The sequence below is a fragment of the uncultured Dietzia sp. genome (genome assembly GCF_937873725.1).
Taxonomy (GTDB): domain Bacteria; phylum Actinomycetota; class Actinomycetes; order Mycobacteriales; family Mycobacteriaceae; genus Dietzia.
In genome coordinates, this window is sequence record NZ_CALMYY010000122.1 from 1 (window position 1) to 24,698 (window position 24,698).

At 72.5% G+C, this 24,698-nt stretch carries 19 protein-coding genes and 1 pseudogene; 9 read left to right on the top strand and 11 right to left on the bottom strand.

The window, feature by feature from the left end:
- The 5 genes and pseudogenes from Q0444_RS13215 to Q0444_RS13235 all read left to right on the top strand — a co-directional run.
- Window positions 1-422 (top strand): annotated as a pseudogene (locus tag Q0444_RS13215) (hypothetical protein); the annotation flags it as partial.
- Window positions 423-541: 119 nt separating this feature from the next.
- Window positions 542-1,039 (top strand): NUDIX domain-containing protein, encoded by a 498-nt coding sequence (locus Q0444_RS13220; RefSeq protein ID WP_291082661.1) that lies wholly within the window; start codon window positions 542-544, stop codon window positions 1,037-1,039.
- Between the two features lie 34 nt (window positions 1,040-1,073).
- The gene (locus tag Q0444_RS13225; protein WP_291082664.1) at window positions 1,074-1,730 is read left to right on the top strand and encodes a hypothetical protein; all 657 of its coding nucleotides are present in this window, start codon (window positions 1,074-1,076) and stop codon (window positions 1,728-1,730) included.
- Between the two features lie 67 nt (window positions 1,731-1,797).
- On the top strand, window positions 1,798-2,385 hold the full coding sequence (locus Q0444_RS13230; RefSeq protein ID WP_299023433.1) for a copper chaperone PCu(A)C: 588 nt from the start codon (window positions 1,798-1,800) through the stop codon (window positions 2,383-2,385).
- Complete coding sequence (locus Q0444_RS13235; protein ID WP_299023434.1) at window positions 2,378-3,664, top strand: Dyp-type peroxidase; 1,287 nt, start codon at window positions 2,378-2,380, stop codon at window positions 3,662-3,664. Before Q0444_RS13230 ends, Q0444_RS13235 begins: the two co-directional genes overlap by 8 nt.
- A gap of 47 nt (window positions 3,665-3,711) precedes the next feature.
- Here Q0444_RS13235 and Q0444_RS13240 read toward each other — a convergent pair whose 3' ends face one another.
- From Q0444_RS13240 to Q0444_RS13255, 4 genes are all read right to left on the bottom strand, one after another.
- Complete coding sequence (locus Q0444_RS13240) at window positions 3,712-4,686, bottom strand: SGNH/GDSL hydrolase family protein (protein ID WP_291082676.1); 975 nt, start codon at window positions 4,684-4,686, stop codon at window positions 3,712-3,714.
- A 54-nt stretch (window positions 4,687-4,740) separates the two neighbouring features.
- Window positions 4,741-5,838 (bottom strand): SGNH/GDSL hydrolase family protein, encoded by a 1,098-nt coding sequence (locus Q0444_RS13245; RefSeq protein WP_291082678.1) that lies wholly within the window; start codon window positions 5,836-5,838, stop codon window positions 4,741-4,743.
- 102 nt (window positions 5,839-5,940) lie between these two features.
- Window positions 5,941-6,987, bottom strand: a complete 1,047-nt coding sequence (locus tag Q0444_RS13250) for a beta-ketoacyl-ACP synthase III (protein ID WP_291082681.1) — start codon at window positions 6,985-6,987, stop codon at window positions 5,941-5,943.
- A 94-nt stretch (window positions 6,988-7,081) separates the two neighbouring features.
- On the bottom strand, window positions 7,082-8,029 hold the full coding sequence (locus Q0444_RS13255; protein ID WP_299023435.1) for an SRPBCC domain-containing protein: 948 nt from the start codon (window positions 8,027-8,029) through the stop codon (window positions 7,082-7,084).
- A 76-nt stretch (window positions 8,030-8,105) separates the two neighbouring features.
- Between Q0444_RS13255 and Q0444_RS13260 the strand changes: the two genes are divergently transcribed.
- The gene (locus Q0444_RS13260; protein WP_291082685.1) at window positions 8,106-9,368 is read left to right on the top strand and encodes an MFS transporter; all 1,263 of its coding nucleotides are present in this window, start codon (window positions 8,106-8,108) and stop codon (window positions 9,366-9,368) included.
- 272 nt (window positions 9,369-9,640) lie between these two features.
- Here Q0444_RS13260 and Q0444_RS13265 read toward each other — a convergent pair whose 3' ends face one another.
- The 3 genes from Q0444_RS13265 to Q0444_RS13275 form a co-directional block, all read right to left on the bottom strand.
- On the bottom strand, window positions 9,641-10,840 hold the full coding sequence (locus Q0444_RS13265; RefSeq protein ID WP_291082688.1) for a sorbosone dehydrogenase family protein: 1,200 nt from the start codon (window positions 10,838-10,840) through the stop codon (window positions 9,641-9,643).
- 179 nt (window positions 10,841-11,019) lie between these two features.
- Complete coding sequence (locus Q0444_RS13270) at window positions 11,020-11,928, bottom strand: MaoC/PaaZ C-terminal domain-containing protein (RefSeq protein WP_291082692.1); 909 nt, start codon at window positions 11,926-11,928, stop codon at window positions 11,020-11,022.
- Window positions 11,929-11,934: 6 nt separating this feature from the next.
- Window positions 11,935-13,290, bottom strand: a complete 1,356-nt coding sequence (locus Q0444_RS13275) for a 3-oxoacyl-ACP reductase (RefSeq protein WP_291082695.1) — start codon at window positions 13,288-13,290, stop codon at window positions 11,935-11,937.
- Between the two features lie 117 nt (window positions 13,291-13,407).
- Here Q0444_RS13275 and Q0444_RS13280 point away from each other — a divergent pair, with 117 nt between their 5' ends.
- The gene (locus Q0444_RS13280) at window positions 13,408-14,721 is read left to right on the top strand and encodes an acetyl-CoA C-acetyltransferase (RefSeq protein ID WP_291085739.1); all 1,314 of its coding nucleotides are present in this window, start codon (window positions 13,408-13,410) and stop codon (window positions 14,719-14,721) included.
- A gap of 167 nt (window positions 14,722-14,888) precedes the next feature.
- The gene (locus tag Q0444_RS13285; RefSeq protein ID WP_291085742.1) at window positions 14,889-16,820 is read left to right on the top strand and encodes a VanW family protein; all 1,932 of its coding nucleotides are present in this window, start codon (window positions 14,889-14,891) and stop codon (window positions 16,818-16,820) included.
- A 168-nt stretch (window positions 16,821-16,988) separates the two neighbouring features.
- Here the strand turns inward: Q0444_RS13285 and Q0444_RS13290 are convergent, their stop codons facing one another.
- Together Q0444_RS13290 and ppsA are read right to left on the bottom strand one after the other, a co-directional pair.
- Complete coding sequence (locus Q0444_RS13290; RefSeq protein WP_291085752.1) at window positions 16,989-18,827, bottom strand: acyl-CoA dehydrogenase; 1,839 nt, start codon at window positions 18,825-18,827, stop codon at window positions 16,989-16,991.
- A 150-nt stretch (window positions 18,828-18,977) separates the two neighbouring features.
- The gene (gene ppsA, locus Q0444_RS13295) at window positions 18,978-21,293 is read right to left on the bottom strand and encodes a phosphoenolpyruvate synthase (RefSeq protein ID WP_291085744.1); all 2,316 of its coding nucleotides are present in this window, start codon (window positions 21,291-21,293) and stop codon (window positions 18,978-18,980) included.
- Between the two features lie 104 nt (window positions 21,294-21,397).
- Here ppsA and Q0444_RS13300 point away from each other — a divergent pair, with 104 nt between their 5' ends.
- The gene (locus Q0444_RS13300) at window positions 21,398-22,321 is read left to right on the top strand and encodes a methyl-accepting chemotaxis protein (RefSeq protein ID WP_291085746.1); all 924 of its coding nucleotides are present in this window, start codon (window positions 21,398-21,400) and stop codon (window positions 22,319-22,321) included.
- Here the strand turns inward: Q0444_RS13300 and Q0444_RS13305 are convergent.
- Together Q0444_RS13305 and Q0444_RS13310 are read right to left on the bottom strand one after the other, a co-directional pair.
- On the bottom strand, window positions 22,310-23,596 hold the full coding sequence (locus tag Q0444_RS13305) for a CdaR family transcriptional regulator (RefSeq protein WP_291085749.1): 1,287 nt from the start codon (window positions 23,594-23,596) through the stop codon (window positions 22,310-22,312). The genes Q0444_RS13300 and Q0444_RS13305 overlap by 12 nt on opposite strands.
- A 61-nt stretch (window positions 23,597-23,657) precedes the next feature.
- A partial coding sequence (locus Q0444_RS13310) for an NAD(P)/FAD-dependent oxidoreductase (RefSeq protein ID WP_299023436.1) occupies window positions 23,658-24,698 on the bottom strand: 1,041 nt, incomplete at its 5' end.

The window sequence follows — 24,698 nt, forward strand, 5'->3', positions numbered from 1 at the left end:
CGCTGTCGGGTGGTTCGGAGGACCTCGGTTCGGTGACGGAGTCGCTGGGCACGGGTTCCGACACGGAGTCGCTGGGCACCGCTTCCGACTCTGAGTCGCTTGACGGTGGCTCGCTCGAGAGCATCATCGCTACTCTCGCCGCCGGCTCCTCGCAGCTCGGTTCGGGCGACATCACCATCGGCGGCTCCACCGGTTCCGGCGAGACGGGCTCCGACACCGGGTCCCTCCTGGCGCTCGGTTCGCTCGCCGTGGCCGGCATCGGCATCGGGCTGGTCGTTTCCGGCCAGGTCCAGCTCCCGCCGCTCCCGGAGATCAACCTGGGGATCGTTTGCACCCTGCCGCCGGAGGCCATCAACTTCCTCAAGGACAATGGCTCCATGAAGCAGGAAGAGTGCCAGCCGGAGGAGCAGCCCGCTCCCTGAGCTCGGTTCGCAGTCCGGTCTGACCGGGCGATGAACTGATCAGGCTCCACGCGATCCCCCGCTGACCACATGGTCGGCGGGGGATCGCCCATTTCCGCCGTGCCGATACGCTCGGGGCCATGAGCGTCCCCGACTTCGTCCTGGAACTCCGCAGACATGTGGGGACCGCGCCGCTCTGGCTGGCCGGGGCGACCGCCGTCATCCGCGACGCCGACCGCGCGAACGTGCTGCTGGTCCGGCGCGCCGACAATGGCTGGTGGACCCCCGTCACAGGGATCGTCGACCCGGGTGAACACCCCGCGGAGACGGCGATGCGGGAGTCGTGGGAGGAAGCGGCAGTCCGCATCCGCGTGGACCGCGTCGCCTCGATCGGCGTCTCCCGCATGGTCACCTACGGCAACGGAGACCGCGCCCAGTATCTCGACCACACCTTCGCCTGCACCTACCTCGGCGGCGAGCCGCATCCGGCCGACGGCGAGAACACCGACGTGCGATGGTTCGCCGTGGACGACCTGCCCGAGATGCGCCCCCACATGCTCGCCCGGATTGAGGCGGGCCTCGCGGACGAGGATCGCGCGCGGATGGAGCTCACCCCCGAATCGGCGACCGGCGAGTAGATCCGAACACCCCCCGGGGCATAGAATCGACCTCATGTCCGCCGACCGTCTCCGCGCAGAGGTCACACCCGTGGTGACCGCGCTGGTCGGGACGATCGTGGCGATGGTCAGTGGGGTGTTCGGCATCAGCGCCCACGGGCTGGCCGCCGGCCCCGGCGCAGGATCCCCCGAGACCGGCCAGATCCTGCTCGTGGTGGCCGCGAGCGCGGCAGTGGGCGTCGTGACCGCGACCCTCGCCCGGACCCGCGCCCCGATGGCGGTGGCGGCGAGCGGGCTGATCGCCGGGCAGGGGCTCGTCCACCTGGCCCTGGTCACCGGTCACGCTCACGGCGCCGCGGCGCACTCGACGCCGACCGGCACTGCGGCCGGGGCGATCGGGCATCACGTCACCGACCCTGCGGCCGTCCGGGCCGCGATGGACGGCGCGGCCCTCGACGCGGCCACCTCGCCTGCCGCCCTGCTCTCCCCGGGGATGCTGGGCGCGCACGCGGCGGCGATCCTGGCCACGCTCGCCCTGGTGGCGATCCTGTCCGGGGCTCTGGCCTGGGTGGCGGCGCGGGTGACGCCGCTGCCGGCGACCGCCCACCTCGTCGTCGTCGCCCCCGTCATCCCCTCCTACGACGCCGCCGCCCCGCGCGGACGGTTCCTCCTCGGCGGCGGAGGTACGCGGGCTCCACCCGTGGCTGTGTGACCTCATCTCCGCACCGGCGCGCGCTCCCGCCGCCGGGCGACCCCACACACCACGTAAGGACTCAGTCATGCGCAAGAACACCCGCGCCGCGTTCGCCGCGGCCTCAGCCCTCGCCCTCGCCGTCACCGTGACCGCCTGCGGCTCCGGCGACGAGGCCACCGAGGCCGTCTCCTCCGCCACGTCCGTCGTCGGCTCCGCCGCGGACAAGGCCGCCGAGGACGCCGCCAGGATCGCCGACGACGCCACCGGACGGGTCGTCGAGTTCTCCGACGGCTGGGCCAAGGCCACCGATCAGAAGATGACAGGGGTCTTTGGCCTCATCACCAACCCCGGCTCCGAGGACGTGCACCTGGTCGGCGTGTCCAGCGACATCGGCACGCGCCAGGAACTGCACGAGACCGTCCCCGGCGGCAGCGGCATGATGATGCGGGAGAAGCAGGACGGCTTCGTCATCCCCGCCGGCGGCGAGCTGGTCCTGCAGCCCGGCGGCAACCACATCATGCTCATGGACCTGACCGAGCCCGTCACCACCGGGCAGTCGATCGACCTGACGCTGGAGTTCGCCGACGGCACCGAGCAGGTCATCACCGTCTCCGCGCGCGACTTCCAGGGCGGCCAGGAGGACTACGTCGGCGGTATGAACCAGGATGGCTGACCCGGTCCGCGCGGACTCCACCACGCGCGGCCCGTCCCGGCGATCGGTCCTCACGGGCGGCGTCGCCGCCGTGGTGGGGGGCGGCGTGGCCGGCGGCCTCGTCGGATACGCGGGACGGGGCGCCCTGGACGACGACGAGGCGGGCCCGGACTGGAAGACCGTCGCGGACTCGCGTGCCGTGGGGGCCGCCACGGAGCCGTTCTACGGCCCGCGGCAGTCCGGCATCACCACGCCGCCGCAATCGCACGCCGCGTTCGTGGGGTTCGACATCGTCCCGGGCGCGACCCGGGCCGAGATCCAGGGCGTCCTGCGGGCGTGGTCGCAGGACGCCGCCCGGCTCACCTCCGGTCGCGGGGGGTTGGCGGACCTCGAGCCCGAGCTGGCGGAGGACCCGGCCCGGCTCACCGTGACGATCGGGCTCGGTCCACGGCTGTTCGACCTCATCGGGATGCCGGAGAAGCGGCCATCGTGGCTGCGGCAGCTGCCGGCGTTCCCGCAGATCGACAGGCTCGAGGACCGGTGGTCGGAGGGGGACCTGCTGCTGCAGATCTGCGCCGACGACGCCCCGGTGGTCTCGCACGCCGCGCGCGTGCTGGCCTCCGGGGTCCGGGGCGTGGCCGAGCAGAAGTGGGCTCAGCGGGGCTTCCGGAAGGCCGTGGGCACCGATCCGACCGGGCGGACGCAACGGAACCTGTTCGGGCAGGTCGACGGCACGGTCAACCCCTCCGCGCAGGACGTGGACGTCGACCAGGTCCTGTTCTCCGACGGCCGCTCGTCGGACGGGCAGGTCCAGAGGTGGATGCGTGGCGGGTCCTCGCTCGTGTTGCGGCGCATCCGCATGACCCTGGACACCTGGGAGCAGATCGACCGCACCTCGCGCGAGCTGAGCGTGGGCAGGACGCTCGACACCGGAGCCCCGCTGACCGGCACCGCCGAGGGTGACCCCGCCGACTTCGAGGCCGTCGACGAGGTGGGGCTGCCGGTGATCCCGCCCGAGTCGCACATGGCTCGGGCGCGGCAGCGGAACCGCGGCGAGGCGATGCTGCGTCGGCCGTACAACTACGACGACCCGCCGGAGCGGGGCGAGATCAGCAACAGCGGACTGATCTTTGCCGCCTACATGGCCGACCCGGTGCGCACCTACGTCCCGGTCCAGCAGCGGCTCGCCGAGCAGGACGCGCTCAACACGTGGACGATCCCGATCGGGTCGGCCGTGTTCACGCTCCCGCCCGGCGCTCCGGAGGGTGGGTACGTGGGGCAGGGGCTGTTCGAGGGCTGAGTTCTCGCGGGCTGGGTGGGCTGGACGGGCTGAGCGGGCTGGACGGGCTACAGCGCGTCCGCGATGGCCCCGGCCATGGCCTGCTGGCCCAGGGCGGTGGGGTGGAACGGGGCGGCGTTGGTCGGCGGCCCCCCGAGGAAGTCGGTCCAGCGCTGGTCGGCGGGCGCGCAGGCGCTGCGGTCGTCGACGCTGGTGGGCAGGACCGAGACGTGGCCGTTGCGGGTGGCCGCGATGTTGACGGCGACGTTGATGGCCGCGCCCACCGCTCGGGCCCAGGCCACGTCGTCCGGGTTGAGTGAGTCGGTGAACGCGCAGCTTCCCCCGGCGGCCGGCATGAGCGGCAGGTACCGCGTGGCGATGACTTTCGCCTGTGGCGACCGCTCCTCGATCGCGTCGTAGACGTCATCGATCTGGCCGCCGGTGCCGAACACGGCGTTGATGGCCAATTCGACGTTCCCACCGATCTGGGACTGACACGTGGACGTGGGTGGCAGCTGGGCGAACGGACCCTGCCTGGTGATGCAGCCGACGATCATGCTGAAGCCCACGTCGTTGCCGCCGATGGACAGGGTGACCAGGTCGGTGCCGACGTCGAGCGCGTCGAACTGCGCCGGGATTCCGGGGGCCTGCCCGGCGGCGAGGTCCGGGATCCTGGCGCCGCCGCAGGACACGTCGGTGAGATCGCCGACGGCCGGGTTGGCGTCGAGGGTGCTGGCGTAGTTGGTCGTGCTCCGGTCGCAGCTCGCGGGGCCGAGGGTCTCGGTCTGGTCACCGAAGGCCGCGTACGAGTCGCCCAGCGCGACGTAGTCGGCGTACGCGGGCTGAGCCAGGGAACCGAGCGAGCCCGACGCGGAGGCGGGCAGGTCCGCGGTCGAGCCGAGCGAACCGACGGTGATCGTGCCGTCCGCCTGGGCGGTGGACTGCGCGGACGCCAGGGGCACTGCCGCGAGGCAGGCGGAGGCGGCCAGGGCGAGGGTGGGGACGAAGCGGGAGCCGGTGCGGCGGCGACGGGGAGTGGGCATTCTCACATTCTGCTGTCCCCGTCGCCGCCGCGCAGGCGGTTCAGCCGCCTGGGTTCAGCCAAGCGCAGCGAGGACACGGTTCGCGACGTGAGCGTGTCCGGCGGGGGTCGGGTGCACCGGCACCGCTCCCGTGTCCAGTCCCGTGAAGTCGACCCAGCGGGTCTCGGGCGACGCGCACATCGAGCGACCGGGCTCGTCCGGGATGACGACGGTGGCGCCGTTTCGCTCGGCGGCCTCGCGGACCACCCGGTTGACGCTCTCCTGGAAGCCGCGGACCTTGGCTCGCTCCTCCCGGCTGATCGCCATGAACGGCGCGCAGGCGGGCGACTCGCGGATGATCTGGTCGTCCTCGGGAACCGCGGCGAGGTAGCCGACGGTCACCACGCGAGCGTTCGGCGAGCGCTCGGCGATGCCCCGGTAGACGGAGTCCATACGCCCGTCGAGGGTCTCCAGCGCCTCGGCGGCCTGACGGTCGATCACGTCAGCGCACCCGGTCGAGACGTCGAAGCCCTTCGCGATGGTGCCGGTGGCGCCGTCCACCATCGGACGCAACTCGGTCGCGATGTTCGGCCGCACCGCACACGCGAGGATGACCGCGGCGAACCCCACGTCGTTGCCGCCGATGGTCAGCGAGACCAGGTCGGTCCCGGCGTCGAGCGCCTCGAACTGCGGAGGGGCGCCGGTCCGCCCGGGGGTCCAGAAGTCGTCCGCGACCGCGCCGCCGCAGCTGGCGTTGACGAACGTGCCCACGCCGAGGCCACGGGCCACCACCACGGGGTAGGCGTCGTCGGTGCGGACGCAGGCCGCCGGGCCGCCGCCCCAGGACCCGGGCGCGATCCGGCCGACCGCCGCGTAGGAGTCGCCCAGCGCGACGTACCGGGACGGCCCGGCGCCGGTGCCGGTGTAGACCGACGGGCCGGTTCCGGTGCCGGTCGTCTGATCCGCGATGTTCCGGCCCAGGGTCTCGATGGATTCACCGGTCTGCTCGGCCGTGGATCCGGTGGCGGCGGGTGCGGCCGGTAGCGGGGGAGCGGGAATTCGGGCGGCGGCGCCGGGGACCACGGCCAGGGAGGCGAGGACGGCTGACGCGGCGACGGCGGCGGACCCGGCCAGCAGGCGGCGTGCGGACCGGCGGGGGCGAGCTGTGGTCATGGGCCCACTCTCGCATGAACGCGTTCTAGTGTGGGCCGGCACGGCACCGGACGGAGCGACTCGACGCCGCCGCCGGGCGGCGAGGCCCGGCGGCGAGGGCAGTCAGTCGACGGGCGGTGCGGCGGGCAGGCGCACGACCTGGCCGGCGTAGGACAGTCCGGCACCGAAGCCGATGCACAGGGCCAGGTCGCCCTCCTTGGCCTGGCCGTCCCGCAGCATGGCCTCCATGGCCAGGGGGATCGAGGCCGCCGAGGTGTTGCCGGTCTGCTCGATGTCGTTGGCGATGGCCACCGAGTCGGGCAGCCCGAGGTGCTTGGCCATGGCCGAGTTGATGCGGCCGTTGGCCTGGTGGGGGATGAACGCCTGGATCTGCTCGGCGGTCACGCCCGTGGTCTCGAGCGTCTTGGCACACACCTTGGAGACCTGGACCGCGGCCCAGCGGAACACCTTGGAACCGTCCATGACCAGGTACGGCTGCACCGCGGCGCCGTCGGAGGCCTCCGCCATGAACTCGCGCCAGTTCTTGGTCTGCCTGATGGCGTCGGCCTGTTCGCCGTCCGAGCCCCACACCACCGGGCCCACATCGTTGGAGTCCGACGGGCCCACCACCACGGCGCCCGCGCCGTCGCCGAAGATGAAGGCGGTGTTGCGGTCGGTGGGGTCGATGCCGTCGCTCATCCGCTCGACGCCCACCACCACGACGTACTTCGCCCCGCCGCCACGGATGAGGTTGGTGGCCACGGCCAGTCCGTAGCCGAAGCCGGCGCAGCCGGCGGTGAGGTCGAACGCGGCGATCCCGTTACGGCCGATGTTCATCGCGACCTTGGGCGCGGCGTGCGGGGTCATGCTCTCGTACGTGGAGGTGCACACGATCACCGCGTCGACGAGCTCCGAGTCGATGCCCGCGGACCGCACGGCCTTCTCGGCGGCGGCGCTGGCCATCATGACGACCGTCTCCTCCTCGTTCCCGAAGCGACGGTTGAGGATGCCCGAGCGCTCGTAGATCCACTCGGTGGTCGAGTCGATCGACTCGCAGATCTCCTCGTTGCTCACCACGCGCTCGGGGCGGTAGGCGCCGATCCCCAGGAGGGTCGTGCCGGACGCGCCCTCGCCGGTCGCGATGGTCACGGTGTCGTTGGAATCGGCCATACGGGTGTCGCTCCTCGTCGGTATGCGTCTCACGTGCTCCACGACACAATACTGATCGGGCGTGAGAGTCGCCTGAGGCGGACCGTGGAGCGGGTCAGTCCGCGATCAGCCCACCGAGCCAGGCGCGCCACCGCGACGCGTCCCACGTGGGCTCGACGCCGTCCACGGCGGCGGCGCCCAGCGGCTCCCCGGTGCCGCCGGGGGCCTCTACGTACTCGTACGCCCTCACTGCGATCGCGGCGCGCCCCGCCGCATCCTCGTGGGTCTCGCCGGCGGGGAACGCGAACAGCTCCAGGACGCCGTCGACCGGGGCCGACAGGATCAGCGTCAGGGCCGCCTCCGACCCCGCCGCGACGATGCCGCCCACCTCGCCCGAGCGGGCGACCGTGCCGCCGCCGTCCCCGGCGCCCCCGCCCGCCCCGGCGGCCGGCGCGATCAGCCTCCCCGTCACGCGGGCCCACAGCTCGGGCACCCCGCAGTCAACCGGATCGGTGGCCGCGTCCACGGTCACCACCCCGTCGGCCGGGCGATGGGTCAGCCGGTGGGCCAGCACGGTCAGCGCCTGCACCCAGCCGTCGACACTGCCGTCCACCGACTCCTCCGCCAGTTGCCCGCCGGAGCCGAACCCCGACCGCAGGGTGAGCAGGCTGCCGCCCTCGTCGTCGTCGGCCACCTCACACGACGTCTCCCACGGCGGCACCGGGACACCCTCGCCCATCCAGTCCCGCTCGGCGTAGGTGAACGTCCCCGGCGCGGACCCGGACGGCGGGGAGTACACGGTGATCTCGCCGACCGTCGCGGTGAGCATCGCCTCGGCCGCCGCCTCCGGGCCGGTCGTGGGGTCGGGGGCGCCGGGGTCGGCGAACTGCACGATCCGCCCGCCCACCTGCGGCTCGAGCGCGCACGGCACGAACCACGAGGAGATGCCCTCGCCGGTCGCGACCGCGTCCCACACCACCCCGGGGGCGACGGGCAGCGGCACCCGGCACGCCACGCGCCGGCCGCCGTCGTGGGTCTCGATCCCCGCCGTCACGTCATACATGCCGCGCTCCCCTCACCGGTCCGCTGTTCTCCCGCGTCACGCTACCGGCGAGCGCTCGGGACGTAGTGTGGCGGCCGTGACCTGGACGGACGGCGGTGCGCGCGAGGATGCCGTGGCCACCGGCGTTCGGGGCCCGATCGTCGCCACCGCGCTGCTCTTCGCCGCGAACGGGGCGGTCTTCGGCGCGATCGTGCCCCGGCTGCCCGACCTCAAGGACGCCCTCGACCTGGGGCCGGCCGCGTTCGGGCTGGCCATGGCCTGCTACCCGGCCGGGGCGCTGGTCGGCGGGCTGCTCACGCCCGCGCTCATGAGGCGACGCTCGGACGGGGCGGTCGCGGTCGCCGCGATGATCGCGGCGTCGGCGATCGTGGCGCTCGTCGGCTTCTCGCCCGCCCTGGCCGTGTTCGCGGGGCTGTTGCTGCTGTTCGGGCTGTGCGACGCGATCACCGACGTGTCGATGAACGCCCACGGCATCCGCGTCCAGTCGCGCCACGGACGCTCGCTGATCAACCGGTTCCACGCGGTGTGGTCGCTCGGCGCGGCGCTCGGCGCCGCCGGGGGATCGGTGGCCGCGGGCGTCGGCACGCCGGTGGTGCTCCAGATGATCGCCGCGGGGGTCGCCAGCACTGTGGCCGCGCTGGCCGCGTTCCCCCTCCGGCTGGGGCCCCCGGGTGCCGAGCACGGGTCCGGCCGCGGCGCCCGGCCCCGGACGCCGGCCCGCGCCACCGGGCGCACGCTGCTGCTCCTGGCGGCCCTGGGGCTGATGGCCTGCTGCGCCGCGATCGTCGAGGACTTCGCCCAGACCTGGTCCGCCCTCTACCTGCGCGAGGTGGCGGCGGCGGGCGCGGGCCTGGCGGGACTCGGGTTCATCGCCGTGCAGGGCATGCAGTTGGTCGGTCGTCTCACCGGCGACCGCCTGGTCGAGGGCGTCGGCGCGGCGCACGTCGGCCGCATGGGCGGGGCGTGCGTGGTGGCGGGTTCGGGTGCGGCGCTGGTCGCCTCCTTCGCCCTGGACGGGCCGGTCCTGGTGGCCGCCCTGCTCGTCGGGTCGGCGCTGGCCGGGTGGGGCATCGCCACGATCATCCCTGGTGCGATGGTCGCCGCCGACTCCGTGCCGGGCCTGGCCCCCGGGACCGGGCTGGCCGTGCTCAACTGGGTCATCCGGCTGGGGTTCCTGGCCTCCCCGCCGGTGGTCGGCCTCATCGCCGAGCACGCCGGGATGCGCTGGACCGTCGCGCCGCTGATCGTGGGCGGTGTGCTGATCGCGCTGATGGCCGGGCCGCTGCTCGGCCGGGCGGACCGAGCCCCGGTGGACCGAGCCCGGCCGGCCGGCCACTGACCGGCCCGCCGAGGTGCGCTGCCCCTTCGCCTTGCGCTGGCGGATCGGTCCATTGCCGCATCGCAACCCGGGCGATTGCGGGCATAGAGGCAGCGCGAGCCGGAGGGGCAGCGCACCGGGAACGGGCGGTTCCGGGGTGTGCTGCCCCTCTGCGCGGTGTTCCAGGGGTTGTGACCTGCGTATGGACCAGACACGCAGCGCAGGGCGAGGGGGCAGCGCAAGTCGAGGGGGCAGCGCAAGCGGGTGGGATGGCGGGGTGGCGGGGTGGTGGGCTACTCCGCGACGGGGCTGATGCGCAGGATCTTGTCGGTGCCGCCGCCGTTGGAGGTGGTCACGAGCAGCGACCCGCCGGGTTCCGCGGTGATCGAGCGCAGGCGGCCGTGGGCGTCCTTGAGGATGCTCGCGGTCTGCGTGACGGAGCGCCCGTCCGCGGACAGCTTCATCAGGACTATTTGGCTGGTCTTGAGCATCGCCACCGCCAGGGCCCCGTCCCACTCGCCCCACGCGGGGTCGTCGAGGAAGGCGATCCCACCGGGCGCGAGGGTGGGCGCACCCGAGCTCCACGACGCCTGGACGGCCGCGGGGAAGGCCTCGGTATCGGTCATCGGGACGTTCTGGTCGTACCGGCCGCGGGTGTCGGGGTCCCAGCCGTAGTTGCCCCCGGGGATCACGAGATTCACCTCGTCGTCGAGGCTCGGTCCGTGCTCGGCGGAGACGACCTGCCCGCCGTCCGGCCGCAGCGCCAGCCCCTGCACGTTGCGGTGCCCGTAGGTGAGGACGGGGGAGTCGCCGATCGTGTCGCCGGCGGGGGCCCCGGTCCGGGTGACGTGCAGGATCTTGCCCGACAATCCGGCGAGGTCCTGCGGGGCGGGGCCGGTGAACGCGTCCCCGGTGCCCACGTAGAGGGTGCCGTCGGGGTGGGCGAGGAGGCGGCAGCCGGAATGCAGCCCCTGGGCGGACAACAGGATCCCCTCCACGAGCACCCGCGGGGATTCGAGGACGGACCAGTCGTCGGCCGCGCGCCACGCCGTCACCCTGTTGTCCCCCGCGGCGGCGTCGGAGTGGCAGGTGTAGACCTCCCGGGAGGAGGCGAAGTCCCTCGCCAGCGCGAGGCCCATCAGTCCGCTCTCGGCCCGGTTGGACAACTCGCCGAAGTCGGCGGCGACCCGGGTCCGCTCCCCGCCCTGACGGATCGCGTACACGGTCCCCGAGCCGCGCTCGCCGGTGATGATGAGGCCGTCGGGGTCGCGGGCCACGTCCCACGGGATCGTGAGGCCACCGGACACCTCCTGGACGGTCACCTCGGGGCCGGGGGAGAGCGGCTGCTCGGGGGCCAGCGACCCCAGTGACCCGGTGCCGGAACCGCCGCCGGGCAGGCTGCTCTGGGCGCACGCGGTCAGGGGCGATGCGACGGTCACCGCCATCGCGATGGCCGCGCCGGCGACGCTGCGGGGCAGGGAGGGAGAGAACACGAGGCGCTCCTCGGTCGGGGTGGGACGTGGACTTCGGTCCCACCGAACGTATTCCCCGCGCGGCGAGCGCGACACCGCACCCCGCCATGCGACGGGAACGGCGTCCCGGGCACCCGCCTCTCGGGCGGGCATCCGGAACGCCGTTGACGGTGGTTCCCGGGGTCGAGCGGGTGGTGGGGCTAGATCTCCTCGATCGTGGCGCTCGCGTGCACGGTTCCCAGCTTCTTGGGGTTCCGCACCGTGAGCGACCACGCGGGATCGCCGGCCGCGGAGCCGCGCCGGGCGTAGACGCCCAGCTTGGCCGGCAGCACCACCGGCTTGCCGAACTCCACCGAGTAGCGCGCCCGCTCGGGGATGGCGCCCTCGACCACGCCGAGGAGCGTGGCGGCCGTCCACATGCCGTGGGCGATGACGTTCGGGAAGCCGAAGGCCTTGGCGCCGACCGTGGAGACGTGGATCGGGTTGCGGTCGCCGGACACGGCCGCGTACTCGGAGATCAGCGCCTCGGACACCGACCTCACCACCGTGGGATCGCCGATCTCGGCCGCGGTGGGCGGCTCGGGCCTCGGCGGACGGGGCGCGTCCTTGGCCGGGGTCAGTGACGTCCTGCGCTTGGAGAGCAGGCCCGCCGTCTGGACCCAGGCAGGCTCGTCGTCGTCGCCGGTCCTGATCTCCGTGACGATGTCCAGCAGCAGGCCGGCGGGGTGCTCCCGCAGGTTCTCGGCGCGCGCGCGGATGGTGAGCTCGTCCCCCACGCGCAGCGGGCGGCGGGAGGAGATCTCGTTGGTGAGGTGCACCGACCCCATGGCCGGCACCGGGTAGGCCGGATCCAGCATGAGCTGCATGCTCAGCGGGAAGGCCAGGGTGAACGGGTAGGTCAGCGGGAGGGTGTCACCGAACCGCAGGCCGCAGACGCGGGCGTAGGCGGCCAGGTTGGCCACGTCCACGCGCACGCCGGAGACCTCGACGCCGGTGGCGGGCATCGACTTGCCGTCGCGGCTGCCGCCCACCACGGGCACCGCGCCGAGGGCGGCCCTGCCGTACTGGGACAGCAGGTTGGGGATGGCGGGAAGGCGGGTGTATTCCATGTCAGATCACGCGCCCAGCAGCGACTGGCCGCACACCCGGATCACGTTGTCGGTGATCGCGGAGGAGGCGGGGCTGGCGAAGTAGGCGATGGTCTCGGCCACGTCGACCGGCAGACCGCCCTGCTGCATGGAGTTCATGCGGCGGCCGGCCTCGCGGGTGGCGAAGGGGATGGCGGCGGTCATCTGGGTCTCGATGAAGCCGGGGGCCACGGCGTTGACGGTGACCTTCTTGGACGCCAGCTCGGCGGAGGCCCCGTTGACGAACCCGATCACGCCGGCCTTGGAGGCGGCGTAGTTGGTCTGGCCACGGTTGCCCGCGATGCCGGCCATCGAGGACACCCCGATCACGCGGCCGCCCTCGGTGAGGACGCCCTTCTCCGCGAGGTCGGCGGTGATCCGCTCGGGCGCGATGAGGTTGACGGCCATGACCGAGTCCCAGCGGGCCGCGTCCATCCCGGCGAGGGTCTTGTCCCGGGTGATGCCCGCGTTGTGGACGAGGATGTCGACCACCCCGTCGTGGCGCTCCTCGACGTGCTTGGCCAGCACCTCGGCGGCGTCGGCGGCGGTCACGTCCAGCGGCAGCGAGGTGCCGCCGACCTTGTTCGCGGTGGCCGAGAGCGACTCGCCGGCGGCGGGGACGTCGCAGCAGATGACGTGCGCCCCGTCGCGGGACAGGACGGCGGCGATCTCCGCGCCGATGCCGCGGGCCGCGCCGGTGACGACGGCGACCTTGCCCTGCAGCGGCTGGTCCCACGAGGCCGGGGCGGTCGCGCCGCCGGCGCCCACACGGAACACCTGGCCGTCGACGTAGGCGGACTTGCCGGAGAGGAGGAAGCGCAGGGTGGACTCGAGGCCGGAGGCGCCGGCGTCGGCGTCCGCGGAGACGTAGACGAGCTGGACCGTGGTGCCCCGCTTCATCTCCTTGCCGAGGGAGCGGGTGAAGCCCTCGAGCGCGCGCTGTGCGATGCGCTCCTCGACGGAGCCGGTCTCCTCCGGGATGGTGCCCAGGACCACGACGCGGCCGCTCGGGGTCACGCGGCGCACGACCGGGTTGAAGAAGTCGAAGAGGGCCTTGAGGTCCTCGGCGCGCCGGACGGCGGTGGCGTCAAAGACGAGGCCGGCGAACTTGCCCTCGGCGTCCGCCCCGGCGAGGTCGTAGTCGCCCTGCAGCATCTCACGGACGGGCTCGGCGAGGCGCCCCTGGCCGCCGACCAGGACCGGCCCGTGGAGGGCGGGCTGCCCGGCCTCGAAGCGACGCAGCTGCTCCGGCTGCGGGAGGCCGACCTTGCCGGCGATGAACGACCCGGGGGCCGAGGTCACGAACTGCGAGTAGAGGTCGAGGTTGCCCTGTGCCATGGCGATCATCTCCTGGAGAGGTGCGGTACTGCGGGTCGACAAGTAACTTACTGCTGAGTAACAATACTCGCCAGGGCCGCGTTGCGGGCCACCGGACACCGAGAACAAACGGGAGTGACACACGTGACCACAAGCCCCCGCAAGGTCGCCATCGTCGGCGGCAACCGAATCCCCTTCGCCCGCTCGAACGGCAAGTACGCGGACGCCTCCAACCAGGACATGCTGACCGCCGTGATCGACGGCCTGGCCAGCCGCTACCACCTCCAGGGCAAGCGGCTCGGCGCCGTCGCCGCGGGTGCGGTCCTCAAGCACTCCCGCGACTTCAACCTCACCCGCGAGTCGGTCGTCGGCTCCGTGCTCGACTCGTCGACCCCGGCGTACGACGTGCAGCAGGCCTGCGGCACCGGACTGGCCACGGCCATCCAGATCGCCGACCAGATCGCCCTGGGGCGCATCGACTCCGGCATCGCCGGCGGCGCCGACACCACCTCGGACGCCCCGCTCGCCGTCAACGACGACCTGCGCAAGATCCTCATCAAGGTCTCCGCCGCCAAGTCCACCGTGGACCGCCTCAAGCTCCTCGGGGAACTCCGCCCCCAGGCGCTGGTGCCCGAGCAGCCGCAGAACTCCGAGCCCCGCACCGGCCTGTCGATGGGTGAGCACGCCGCCATCACCGCCCGCGAGCTCGGCGTCACCCGCGCCGACCAGGACGCCCTGGCCGCCACCAGCCACCGCAACCTCGCCGCCTCCTACGAGTCGGGATTCCAGGACGACCTGGTCACCCCGTTCCTCGGCGTGGCGCGGGACGACAACCTGCGGCCCGACTCCAACGAGGAGAAGCTGGGCACGCTCAAGCCGGTCTTTGGCAAGCGTGACGCCGAGGCGCACGGCACCGAGGCCACCATGACGGCCGGCAACTCCACGCCGCTCACCGACGGCGCCTCCGTCGTCCTGCTGGCCAGCGAGGAGTGGGCGAAGGCGAACAAGCTCCCGGTCCGCGCGTACCTGGTGGACTCCGAGACCGCCGCGGTCGACTTCGTCCACGGCCACGACGGTCGCACCCCGGACGGGCTGCTCATGGCCCCGACCTACGCGGTGCCGCGGCTGCTCGAGCGCAACGGGCTGACGCTGCAGGACTTCGACTACTACGAGATCCACGAGGCGTTCGCCTCGCAGGTCCTGGCAACCCTCGCCGCGTGGGAGTCCGAGGAGTACTGCACGGAGCGCCTGGGTCTGGACACGGCGCTGGGTGCCATCGACCGCTCCAAGCTCAACGTCAACGGCTCGTCGCTGGCAGCCGGCCACCCGTTCGCCGCGACCGGCGGCCGCATCCTGGCCGCCACGGCCAAGCTGCTGGAGGAGAAGGGCTCGGGCCGCGCGCTCATCTCCATCTGTGCCGCCGGCGGGCAGGGCGTCACCGCGATCGTCGAGCGCTGACCGCCGCCTCGACGCGATAGGGCTCCCTGCGGTGGAGCCCACCACGGGTGACCTCGTGTGACCGTGCAGACCCCGCACCCGGCGCGGGGTCTGCACGCATCGGTGCCCTTACGCCATAGTGGACGGGCAAGGTCATGGGGTGTTCCGGAGGGGGGCGTGAGTCAGGCGTGGACGAGTCCACCACCAGCGGCGTCGGCCCGGCTCGGCCCGTCTCGATCGACGGCGACGGCCCGCAGCCGGCGGCCGCGGATCGTCGTCGCTACCGGGTGCGCTCCCGCTGGATCTACACCGGTGTGGGCGTCTTCATGGGCCTGTCGGTCCTCTACGGCTTCGACCTGGTCCACAGCATCGGTCGGGTCCCGCGCGGGACCGAGGTCGCGGGAATCCAGGTGGGCGGGATGCGCACCGGTGACGCCGAGCAGCTCCTGATCCGCGAACTCGGACCGCGGGTCCACGACGAGGTGGATCTGCGCGCCGGGGTCGTGTCCACCACGCTCGATCCCCGGGCCGTGGGGCTGTCCGTGGACTGGCAGGGCACCCTCGACAGGGGCGGCGAGCAGCCCCTCAACCCCGTCACCCGCCTGATCAGCCTGGTCTGGTCCAGAGAGGTGGGCATCGCCAGCGTGATCCCCGACGCGCGGCTGACGGACTTCCTGGAGAAGCTCGCCTTGCAGGCCGACTTCGAGCCGCGCGAGGGCGCCATCTGGTTCGACCGTGACCAGGTCAGGTCGGCCATCCCGATCGACGGTCAGCGCCTCCGGATCGAGAGCTCGCGGGATGCGGTGCTCGAACATTGGCTCGACGACGACGGGGTCGACCTCGTGGTGGACTTCACCCCCACGGAGACTCGTGCTGACGAGGTCCGGGCGCTCGTCCGCGACGTGGCGGAGCCCGCCGCCGGGCGCGACGTGACGCTGTTGGCGTCGCGGATGCGCGGGGACGGCACCGAACCCCCGCTGACCACGATCACCACCCGCATGCCGGCCCCGCCGCCGCCACCCGGCCGGGAACGCGCGGTGCCCGCCGAACGCGAGATCGAGACCGTGGACCCCGCCGGTCCCGACGCCGCGCCGATCGCCTTCCCCCGTGAGCGGATCGGCGAGTACCTGACCTTCGTCCGCGACGGTGCCGTGCTCGAGCCGCGCTTCGACGCCGACGCGGCCAAAGGGATCCTCGAGCCGCTGCTGGGGGAGACCGAACAGGAGGGCCGGGACGCCACGTTCTCCTTCAGCGGGTCCCGGGCCTCGGTCGTCCCGGCGGTCCAGGGCCGCACCGTCGAGTGGGGACCCCTGCTCGGCGCCCTGCCGGGCCAGCTCACCGACGTCCGGGGGCCTCGCGTGCTGCCGGTCGGCTATGTGGGTCGGGATCCCGAGCTCACCACCGAGGAGGCGGAGAAGGCCGGGATCCGGGAGCCCGTCGGCGAGTTCACCGTCGCGGTGGGGGCGGACGGGCGGGCGCAGTCGATGATCGCCTCGCTCGCCGGGCACTTCATCCCCGCCGGGGGCTCCTTCTCGATGGCCGAGGTCGCCGGGACCGTGTCCGGTGACACCTCGGCGGACGCGGTGGCCACCGCCCTGTTCAACGCGGCCTTCGAGGCTGGTGCGCAGGACCTGGTCCGGACGGGCAGGGGCGTCGACGGGCCGGCCTTCCCCGCCGGTCGGGACGCGACCGCCTCGGCGGACGTGGGGTTCCGCAACGGTCAGGCGACCGGTCTGGTGATCGACGCCTCGGGCGGCGGCAGCTCGGTGACCGTCCGGCTGTGGGGGACCCGCGAGTACACCGTCCGGGTGTCCACCGCGCCCCGCTCCGATGTCCGCCGGCCGCAGACCCGCGTCGTCACGACCGCGGGCTGTACGCCGGACCCCGGCCAGGACGGCTTCACCGCCCGCGTGACCCGCGTGGTGCAGCGGGGCGACGCGACCGTCAGCACCGACACCGTGTCCTCCACGTACGCGCCGCAGGACCGGATCGAGTGCCGGGTGGCGAGCCCCGCGCCGCGCGACGACGACCCCGCCCCGCCGGCGGCGCCCGGGCCGGGCGACCCCATCCGCATCCCCGGTCTGCCGGAGTTCCGCATCCCGGGCGTCCCGGGCAACTAGCCGCGATGCCCGGCCGGGTGGTCCCGGCCGGGTCACCCAGGCCCCCGCCCGCGCCGGAGTAGTCTCGAAAGCCGAAAATCCGCTACCCGACCGCGTGGTCCGCTATCCGGGTGCGGGTAGCGAATCGTGCGGGGGAGTAGCGGATTTTCGGCGGGGGTCAGGCGTGCGTCAGAACGCGGCCTCGTCCAGCTCCATGAGCTCGTTGCCGAGGCCCGCGACGATCCCGCGGGTGGCGGTGATGAGCGGGAGTTCGTTCGCCGCGAACCACCGGGCGGCCGCGATCTTCCCGGTGTAGAAGGCCTTGTCGTCGTCGGACGCGCCGTCCAGCGCGCCGAGGGCGACCTCGGCGCCCACCAGGAGCCTCCACCCCATCATGAGGTCGCCGAAGGCCATGAGCAGGCGCACCGACGCCAGGCCGACGGTGTACAGGCGCCGGGGGTCCTCCTGCGAGGCGAGCAGGTGATCGAAGCAGGTGCCGATCATCGCCTCGACGTCGGCCAGGGCGGTCGCGAGGAGCTCACGCTCGGCGGCCAGCCGGCCGTTCGAGGCGTCGTCGGCGAGGAACTGCTTGATCTGCGCGGAGACGTGACCGATGGCGGTGCCACGGTCGCGGGCGATCTTGCGGAAGAAGAAGTCCTGCGCCTGGATCGCGGTGGTGCCCTCGTAGAGGGAGTCGATCTTCGCGTCGCGGATGTACTGCTCGATCGGGTAGTCCTGCAGGAAGCCCGAACCGCCGAAGGTCTGCAGCGACTCGGTGAGCAGCTCGTACGCGCGCTCCGAGCCGACGCCCTTGACGATGGGCAGGAGCAGGTCGTTGACCCGGTGGGCGAGCTCGCCCTCCGCGCCGGAGACCCGCTGGGCGATCTCGACGTCCTGGTGGGCGGCGGTGTACATGTACACCGCGCGCAGGCCCTCGGCGAACGCCTTCTGCCGGATGAGCGCGCGACGCACGTCCGGGTGGTGCGTGATGGACACGCGGGGGGCGTTCTTGTCCGCCATCTCGGCCATGTCGCCGCCCTGGATGCGCTCCTTGGCGTACTCCAGGGCGTTGAGGTACCCGGTCGACAGGGTGGAGATGGCCTTGGTGCCGACCATCATGCGGGCGTGCTCGATCACGTCGAACATCTGGCGGATGCCCTGGTTGAGGACGTCGCCGCCGACCATCCAGCCCTTGGCCGGCACGCCGTGGCCGCCGAAGGTCACCTCACACGTGGTGGAGACCTTGATGCCCATCTTGTGCTCGACGCCGGTGACGAACACGCCGTTGCGCTCGCCCATCTCGTTCTTCTCGAAGTCGAAGTGGAACTTGGGGACGAAGAACAGCGACAGGCCCTTGGTGCCCGGTCCGGCGCCCTCGGGCCGGGCCAGGACCAGGTGGAAGATGTTCTCGAACATGTCGTCGGCGTCGGCCGAGGTGATGAACCGCTTGACGCCCTCGATGTGCCAGGTGCCGTCGTCCTGCTTGACGGCCTTGGTGCGGCCGGCGCCGACGTCGGAGCCGGCGTCCGGCTCGGTGAGCACCATGGTGGCGCCCCAGCCGCGCTCGGCGCAGGTGGCGGCCCACTTCTTCTGCTCCTCGGTGCCGTTCTCGTAGAGCACGGCGGCGAAGGACGGTCCGGCCGAGTACATGAACGCCGGCGGGTTGGCGCCGAGCATCATCTCTCCGGTGGCCCACACCATCGCGCGGGGCGCCGGCATTCCGCCGAGGTCCTCCGGCAGGCCCATGGACCAGTAGCCGGCGTCGTACCAGGCCTTGAACGACTTCTTGAAGTCCTCGGGGAGCGTGACCGAGTGGGTCTCGGGATCGAAGATCGGCGGGTTGCGGTCGGCGGAGGCGAAAGACTCCGCGACCGGGCCCTCGGAGAGGGTGGCGACCTCGCCGAGGATGCCCTTGGCGGTCTCGGTGTCCATGTCGCCGAACTCACCGGCGTCGAGTGCCTCGTTGATGCGCAGGACCTCGAACATGTTGAACTCGAGGTCGCGGACGTTGCTCTTGTAGTGACCCATCACGGTCTCCGTTCGGACTGAGGTGTCGTGGCAGTGGTGGTGCCGGTGGGAGAGGGCGTAGGTGGCAACGGGCACACCGGAACCTACTCGCCGGTAACAAGACAGATGTTAGTGCGTTCCCGGCGAGTAGTCCAAGGTGAGGATTTGCTCTTATTTCGCAGGTGGGCGCCGTCCGGCCGACCGCGCGGCGTCGAGCAGGATGGACTTCTCGGCGCGCGCGACGGTCCGCCGCGTGAGCTCCGCGTAGTCCGGGGTCACCGACACCGACGTCACGCCCTTGCGGACGAGGTGCTCGGCCATCGCCGGGTCGGTCGAGGCGGCCTGGCCGCACAGCGACACGGTGAGCCCCGATTCCTGGCAGCGGTCGATGATCTGGTCGATGAACGCCATGACCGCCGGGTCCATCGAATCGAACAGCTCCGCGCACACCTCGGAGTCCCGGTCCACGCCCAGCGTCAGCTGCGTGAGGTCGTTGGACCCGATCGAGACACCGTCGATGCCCATCGCCGCGTACTCGGGGATCCAGTGGACCACCGACGGGACCTCGGCCATGATCCAGCGCTTGAGGCCCGGGTCGCGCCCGATCGGATGGGAGTCGATGATGTCCAGGCAGGCCCGGAGCTCCCACTTGGTGCGGACGAACGGGATCATCAGGTGCAGGTTGCCGTGCTTCTGGCGCACCCGGGCCAGCGCGTCCAGTTCGAGGCGGAACAGGTCCGGCTCCTGGGTGTAGCGGTAGCAGCCGCGGTAGCCGATCATCGGGTTGCGCTCCTCCGCCTCGACCTCCCCGCCGAGCAGACCGCGGAACTCGTTGGAGCGCAGGTCGGTGGCGCGGTAGACCACGGGACGGGGGTCGAACGCGGCGGCGATCGTCGAGATCCCCGAGGCCATCCGGCCGACGTACTCCTCCTCCCGCCCCTCGGCGATGAGCCTGCGCGGGTGGACGCCGTCCAACGCGCTGGTGATGAGGAACTCCGCGCGCAGCAGGCCCACGCCGTCGACGTCCATCGCGGCCACCCGGGCGGCGGCGTCGGGCGTCGCGAGGTTGACGTACACGGCGGTGGCGGTGACCTCCCGGGTCCGCACCTCGGGGGCCCGGCCGGCGTCGGCCGGGGCCTGCTCGGCGGCGGCCTGGCGCACGGCGCCCGGGTAGACCAGGCCGGCCGTGCCGTCGACGGTGATGATCTGACCGTCGGCGATGTCCGTGGTCGCCGTCCGGGTGCCGACGATGACGGGGCGACCGAGTTCGCGGCCGACGATCGCCGCGTGGCACGTCACGCCGCCCTCGTCGGTGACGATCGCCGCCGCGCGCTTGAGGATCGGCAGCCAGTCCGGATCGGTCATCGTGGCGACCAGGATCTCGCCGGCCGCGAGGTCCGCCCCGTCGGCGAGCTCGCGCAGGACCCGCGCGCGTCCGGTCGCGATGCCGGGGCCGGCCCCCAGCCCCTCGGCGATCGGCTCGCCCTGGGAGTCCGACCCCGGCCCGTCGCCGCCCGCGCCCCCCGCCGTCGCGTCCGCGGTCAGGGTGGTGATCGGTCGGGTCTGGACGATGAAGAGCTCGCCGTCCTCGATCGCGAACTCCGTGTCCTGGGGCTTGCCGTAGTGGGCCTCCGACGCCATCGCCAGCCGGGCCACGGCGCGGACCTGCTGGTCGTCGAGGACGCGCTCGGTCTGCAGCTCCTCGGGGACCGGCACGAGCCCGTCCTCCGTCTTGCCGGCGATGATGCGCGAGACCTTGCGGCCGACGTGGGCGGTGAGGATGTCGAGGTCGGACTTGGCGACCACGTAGGTGTCGGGCTCGACCTTGCCGCCCACGACCACCTCGCCCAGGCCGTAGGCGGCCTCGATCACCACGCGGTCGATCTGCGACGTGCGGGGGTCCGCGGTGAAGGCCACGCCGGAGGTGTCGGAGCGGACCATCCGCTGCACGACGACCGCGATGGACGGCTCGTCGTGGTAGCCCGAGACCGCCCGGTAGGTCATCGCCCGCGGCGACCACAGCGAGCACCAGCACTTCCGGACCGCGTCGATCAGGGCGTCGCTGCCGATCACGTCGGTGTAGGACTCGTGGATCCCCGCGAACGAGGTGTCCCCGGCGTCCTCCGCCGGCGCGGAGCTGCGGACCGCGACGGGCACGTCCGCGCCCAGCCCCCGGTAGTGCTCGAGGATCGCCTCGCGCAGCCGGGGCGGCATCTCCACCTCGGCGACCGTCCGCGTGAGATCCTCCGACCTGGCCATGAGCTCGGCCTCGGTGAGTCCCTCCTCCGGCACCCTCTCGGCGTAGAGCCGGGCACGGACGCCGCCGGTGTCCATCGCGTCCAGGTACGCGGACTGCCCGACGGAGAACCCGGGCGGGACGGGGAATCCCGCGCCCGTCATCTCCCCGAGGTTGGCTGACTTCCCGCCGTACTCGGGCGCGTCCTCGAGTCGCAGCTCGTCGAAGTTGGTGACCCACTCAGTGTTCATTGTGTAACCCTCCGGGTGATCGGTCCGATCGGCCGGGACCGTCGATGCCCCCATGGTGCGCAGATCGGGCGGCCTCCGGTGGGATGTTCGGGCAGAATCGATTCATGGCAGACATGCAGCTCCGGGTCCCCACTCCGGCATCCGTGGCCAAAGCGGCTTTGCGCGTGGTGGAGTGGGAACTATCGGTGGCCCGGGAGATCCTGCTCGTGCCGGCGCGGGTGCTCGCGCTCCTGGACGACGTCGACGACATCGTGCGCCGGGTCCGGCGTCTGCTCGAGGAGGTCGACCGCACGGTCGGCTCGATCAACTCGATCGTCTCCGCCGCGGGAGAGACCGTCGACGGCGTGCGCGGCACGGTGGCGCGGGCGAACCTCGTCGTGGACGACGTCGCGGGCACGGTGTCGGCCGCGGACGGCATCGTCGGCCGCGTCGCCTCCACCGTGGACTCCGCGGACGGGGTGGTGGCGCGGGTCAGGTCGACCGTCGACGCGGCCGACGACGTGGTGCTCAGGGTCGACTCGACGGTCGAGACCGCGGACGGGCTGGTCACCGCGGCCGGCGGGGTGATCGGACGGATCGAACCGATCCTGGACTTCGCCGAGTCCGCCCTCGCCCCCGTGAGGCCAATCGTGGAGGCGCAGCTCGTCGACGCCGAGCTCGATCCCGGCACCGCGAGGATGGTCGCGACGCGCATCACCGAGGTGTTGGTGTGGGCGGACCGGGTGATCGCCCTGGTCGAACCGATCGCGGACGAGGTCCTGTCCTCGGTCGAGCCCGAGGAGATCAAGGCGGTCGTGAAGTTCATCGACCACCTGCCGGCGCTCGGGGACACGCTGGAGAACGACGTCATGCCGGTCCTGGCGTCCCTGGACACGGTCGCCCCAGAGGTCCATCAGATCCTCGAGGTGGCCCAGCACTGCCTCGACGCGGTTCAGGGCATCCCGGGCTTCCAGCTCCTGCGGCGGCGCGGCAACGAGAACGGCAAGTCGGGGGACGGCAGGTCGGAGATCGTCAGGTCAGGGGACTGACGGATCCGGGGCCAGGACCACACTCCCCAGCACGTGGCACGTGGCCAGGGCGAGCTGGGTGTCCAGCCTCCTGTCGCCCAGCCGTCGGCCCAGCGCGTTCTCCGCCTTGGTCAGGCGGTACTTGACCGAGTTGCGGTGCAGGAGCAGTCGCGAGGCCGTCTCGGTGTAGCTCTCCGCGGTCTCGAGGAACACCCTCGCCGTGTCGCGCTGCCTGGCGGCGTCCGCGGTGTCGTACGACAGTTCGCCCAACACCTCATGAACCCACCGTCGCGTTGCCGCGACGTCATCGGCCAGTCGGGAGATCACCGGTATCGCGTCGTCCGAGTAGGAGACCACGTGCGCGTCGGCGGCCGTGGAGACCCGCGCGACCGTGGCCGCCTGTTCGGCCTGGCCGTGCGTGACGCGGAAACCGTCGACGCCGGGATGGGGCGCGCCCAAGGCGATCCGTGCGCCGGGGGCCGCCGCCGCCATCGCCGCTGTGGTGGCAGGGTCGAGCGGGGAGGGGCGGCTCTCCGAGCCGAACCACACCTCGGCCGTGGACCGACCCGTCATCACCACGAGCGGCGCCCGGCCCACCCCCAGCAGCCGGGCAAGCTCCTCCGCCAGTGCGGAGAGCTCCCGTTCCTGGTCGGGTACGGAGGCGAAGTCGTCGATCCAGATGCGGCACCCGAGATGCACCTGGTTCAGGCGGTATCCCGTGAGCTTCTCGAACGCGGCCGGATCCACGCGCTGTCCCATCAGGATGCTGTGCACGGATGACGTGATCGAACGAGCCGTCCGGTTGTGGGACGAGCGCACCTCGTCGTCGTGCGCGGCGATGACGGTCCGGGTGATCTCGTCGACGTACTGGAACATCCACCCCGCCAGATGGTGGTAGAGCTGCAGCTTCTCGTGCGGTTCGCAGTCGATCTCCTGGACCTGGTCGAAGACGCGGGCGAGCAGATGGTCGGACCCCACGTGGTAGGCGCGGCGCAGCGCCGCGCTCGACACGTCCCGGCGGGCGAGCTCCACGGCGTACCGGGTCGCAGCGGGGAGCGGGGGGAGATCGTGGGCCTCCTCGGTGCGCGACAGGAGGTGGAAGATGACCTCCACGTTGTTCGACACGCTGGCGTGCAGTGCCGACCGCATGGTGCCGTCGTCGAGTTCGCCGATGGCGTTCTCGATCGCCGAGGTCATGCTGTCGCTCACGTCGGCTGTCCTCCTGCTCAGCCGCACCCCGATCTGGCGGGTCAGCTCCTGCAGCCGTTCGTGGTTCTGCGGGGTCGTGCTCAGCATGCGCGTCGTCCGGCCCGCGTCCGACCCCGGCGCGTGGTCCGGTGGGCTCCTTCCGTGGAGGTCATCGACTCGCCAGCGAGGACAGGGCGGACCTCGCGGCGTTCCAGCCGGCCATCCCGTGGGCGCCGGCGCCGGGGGGTGTGGCGGCCGAGCAGAGGTAGACGCCCGGCACGCCGGCGTAGTAGGGGTCGGGGGCCACGCGCGGACGGAACACCAGTTGCAGTGGCGTGTTGGCGCCGGTCACGATGTCTCCTCCCACGTAGTTGGGGTTGTACTGCTCGATCATGTGGGTCGTCCGGGTGTGGGTGTGGACTATCCGGTCGCGGAAGCCGGGCGCGAAGCGCTCGATCTGCTCGATTATCGTCCGGGTGGCGTCGCCCCGCCATCCCGCCGGTACGTGTGCGTACGCATCCACTGGATGGACTCCGTTCCGTGCCCGACCCGGGTCGGCCACCGACTGTTGGCCGACCAGGACGAACGGCCGTTCGGGCATGACGCCGCGGACGATCCCGCGCTCCGCGGCGGCGATCTCGGCCAGCGTGCCCCCGACGTGGACGGTCCCCGACACGCGGGAGGCCTCGTGGGTCCACGGGATCCCCTCCTCCACAGCAAAGGCCACCTGGAAGGCCCCCGGTCCGTGCCGGAAGCGCCGATACGCCCGGCTGACCCGGGCGGGCAGGACCCCCTCGAGGATGTCGGCGGCGGCGCCGGGGGAGGTGTCCAGCATGAGGATGTCGGGCCGGCCCAGCTCGCGGTGGTCCCGCACGGTCACGCCGGTCTCGATCCGGCCTCCGAATTCGGCCAGTCGGCTGGCCATCGCGCGGGTGATCGAGGCGGATCCGCCCACGGCCACGGGCCAGCCGTACCGGTGCGCGGCCGTCCCCAGGGCGACGCCTATCGCGGAGGACATCGGCGACCCGAGGGGGCGGAAGGCGTGCGCGGCGACGCCGGCGAAGAGGGCCTGCGCCTCGTCGGTCCGCCACCGGCGCGCGAGCAGGGTGGCGGGGAGTGCGGCGTACGCCCCGAACCGCGCCAGGGAGAGGGGATGGCCGGGGACGTGGAGCAGGGGCTGGAGGAACTCGGTGACGATGTCGGGGAAACG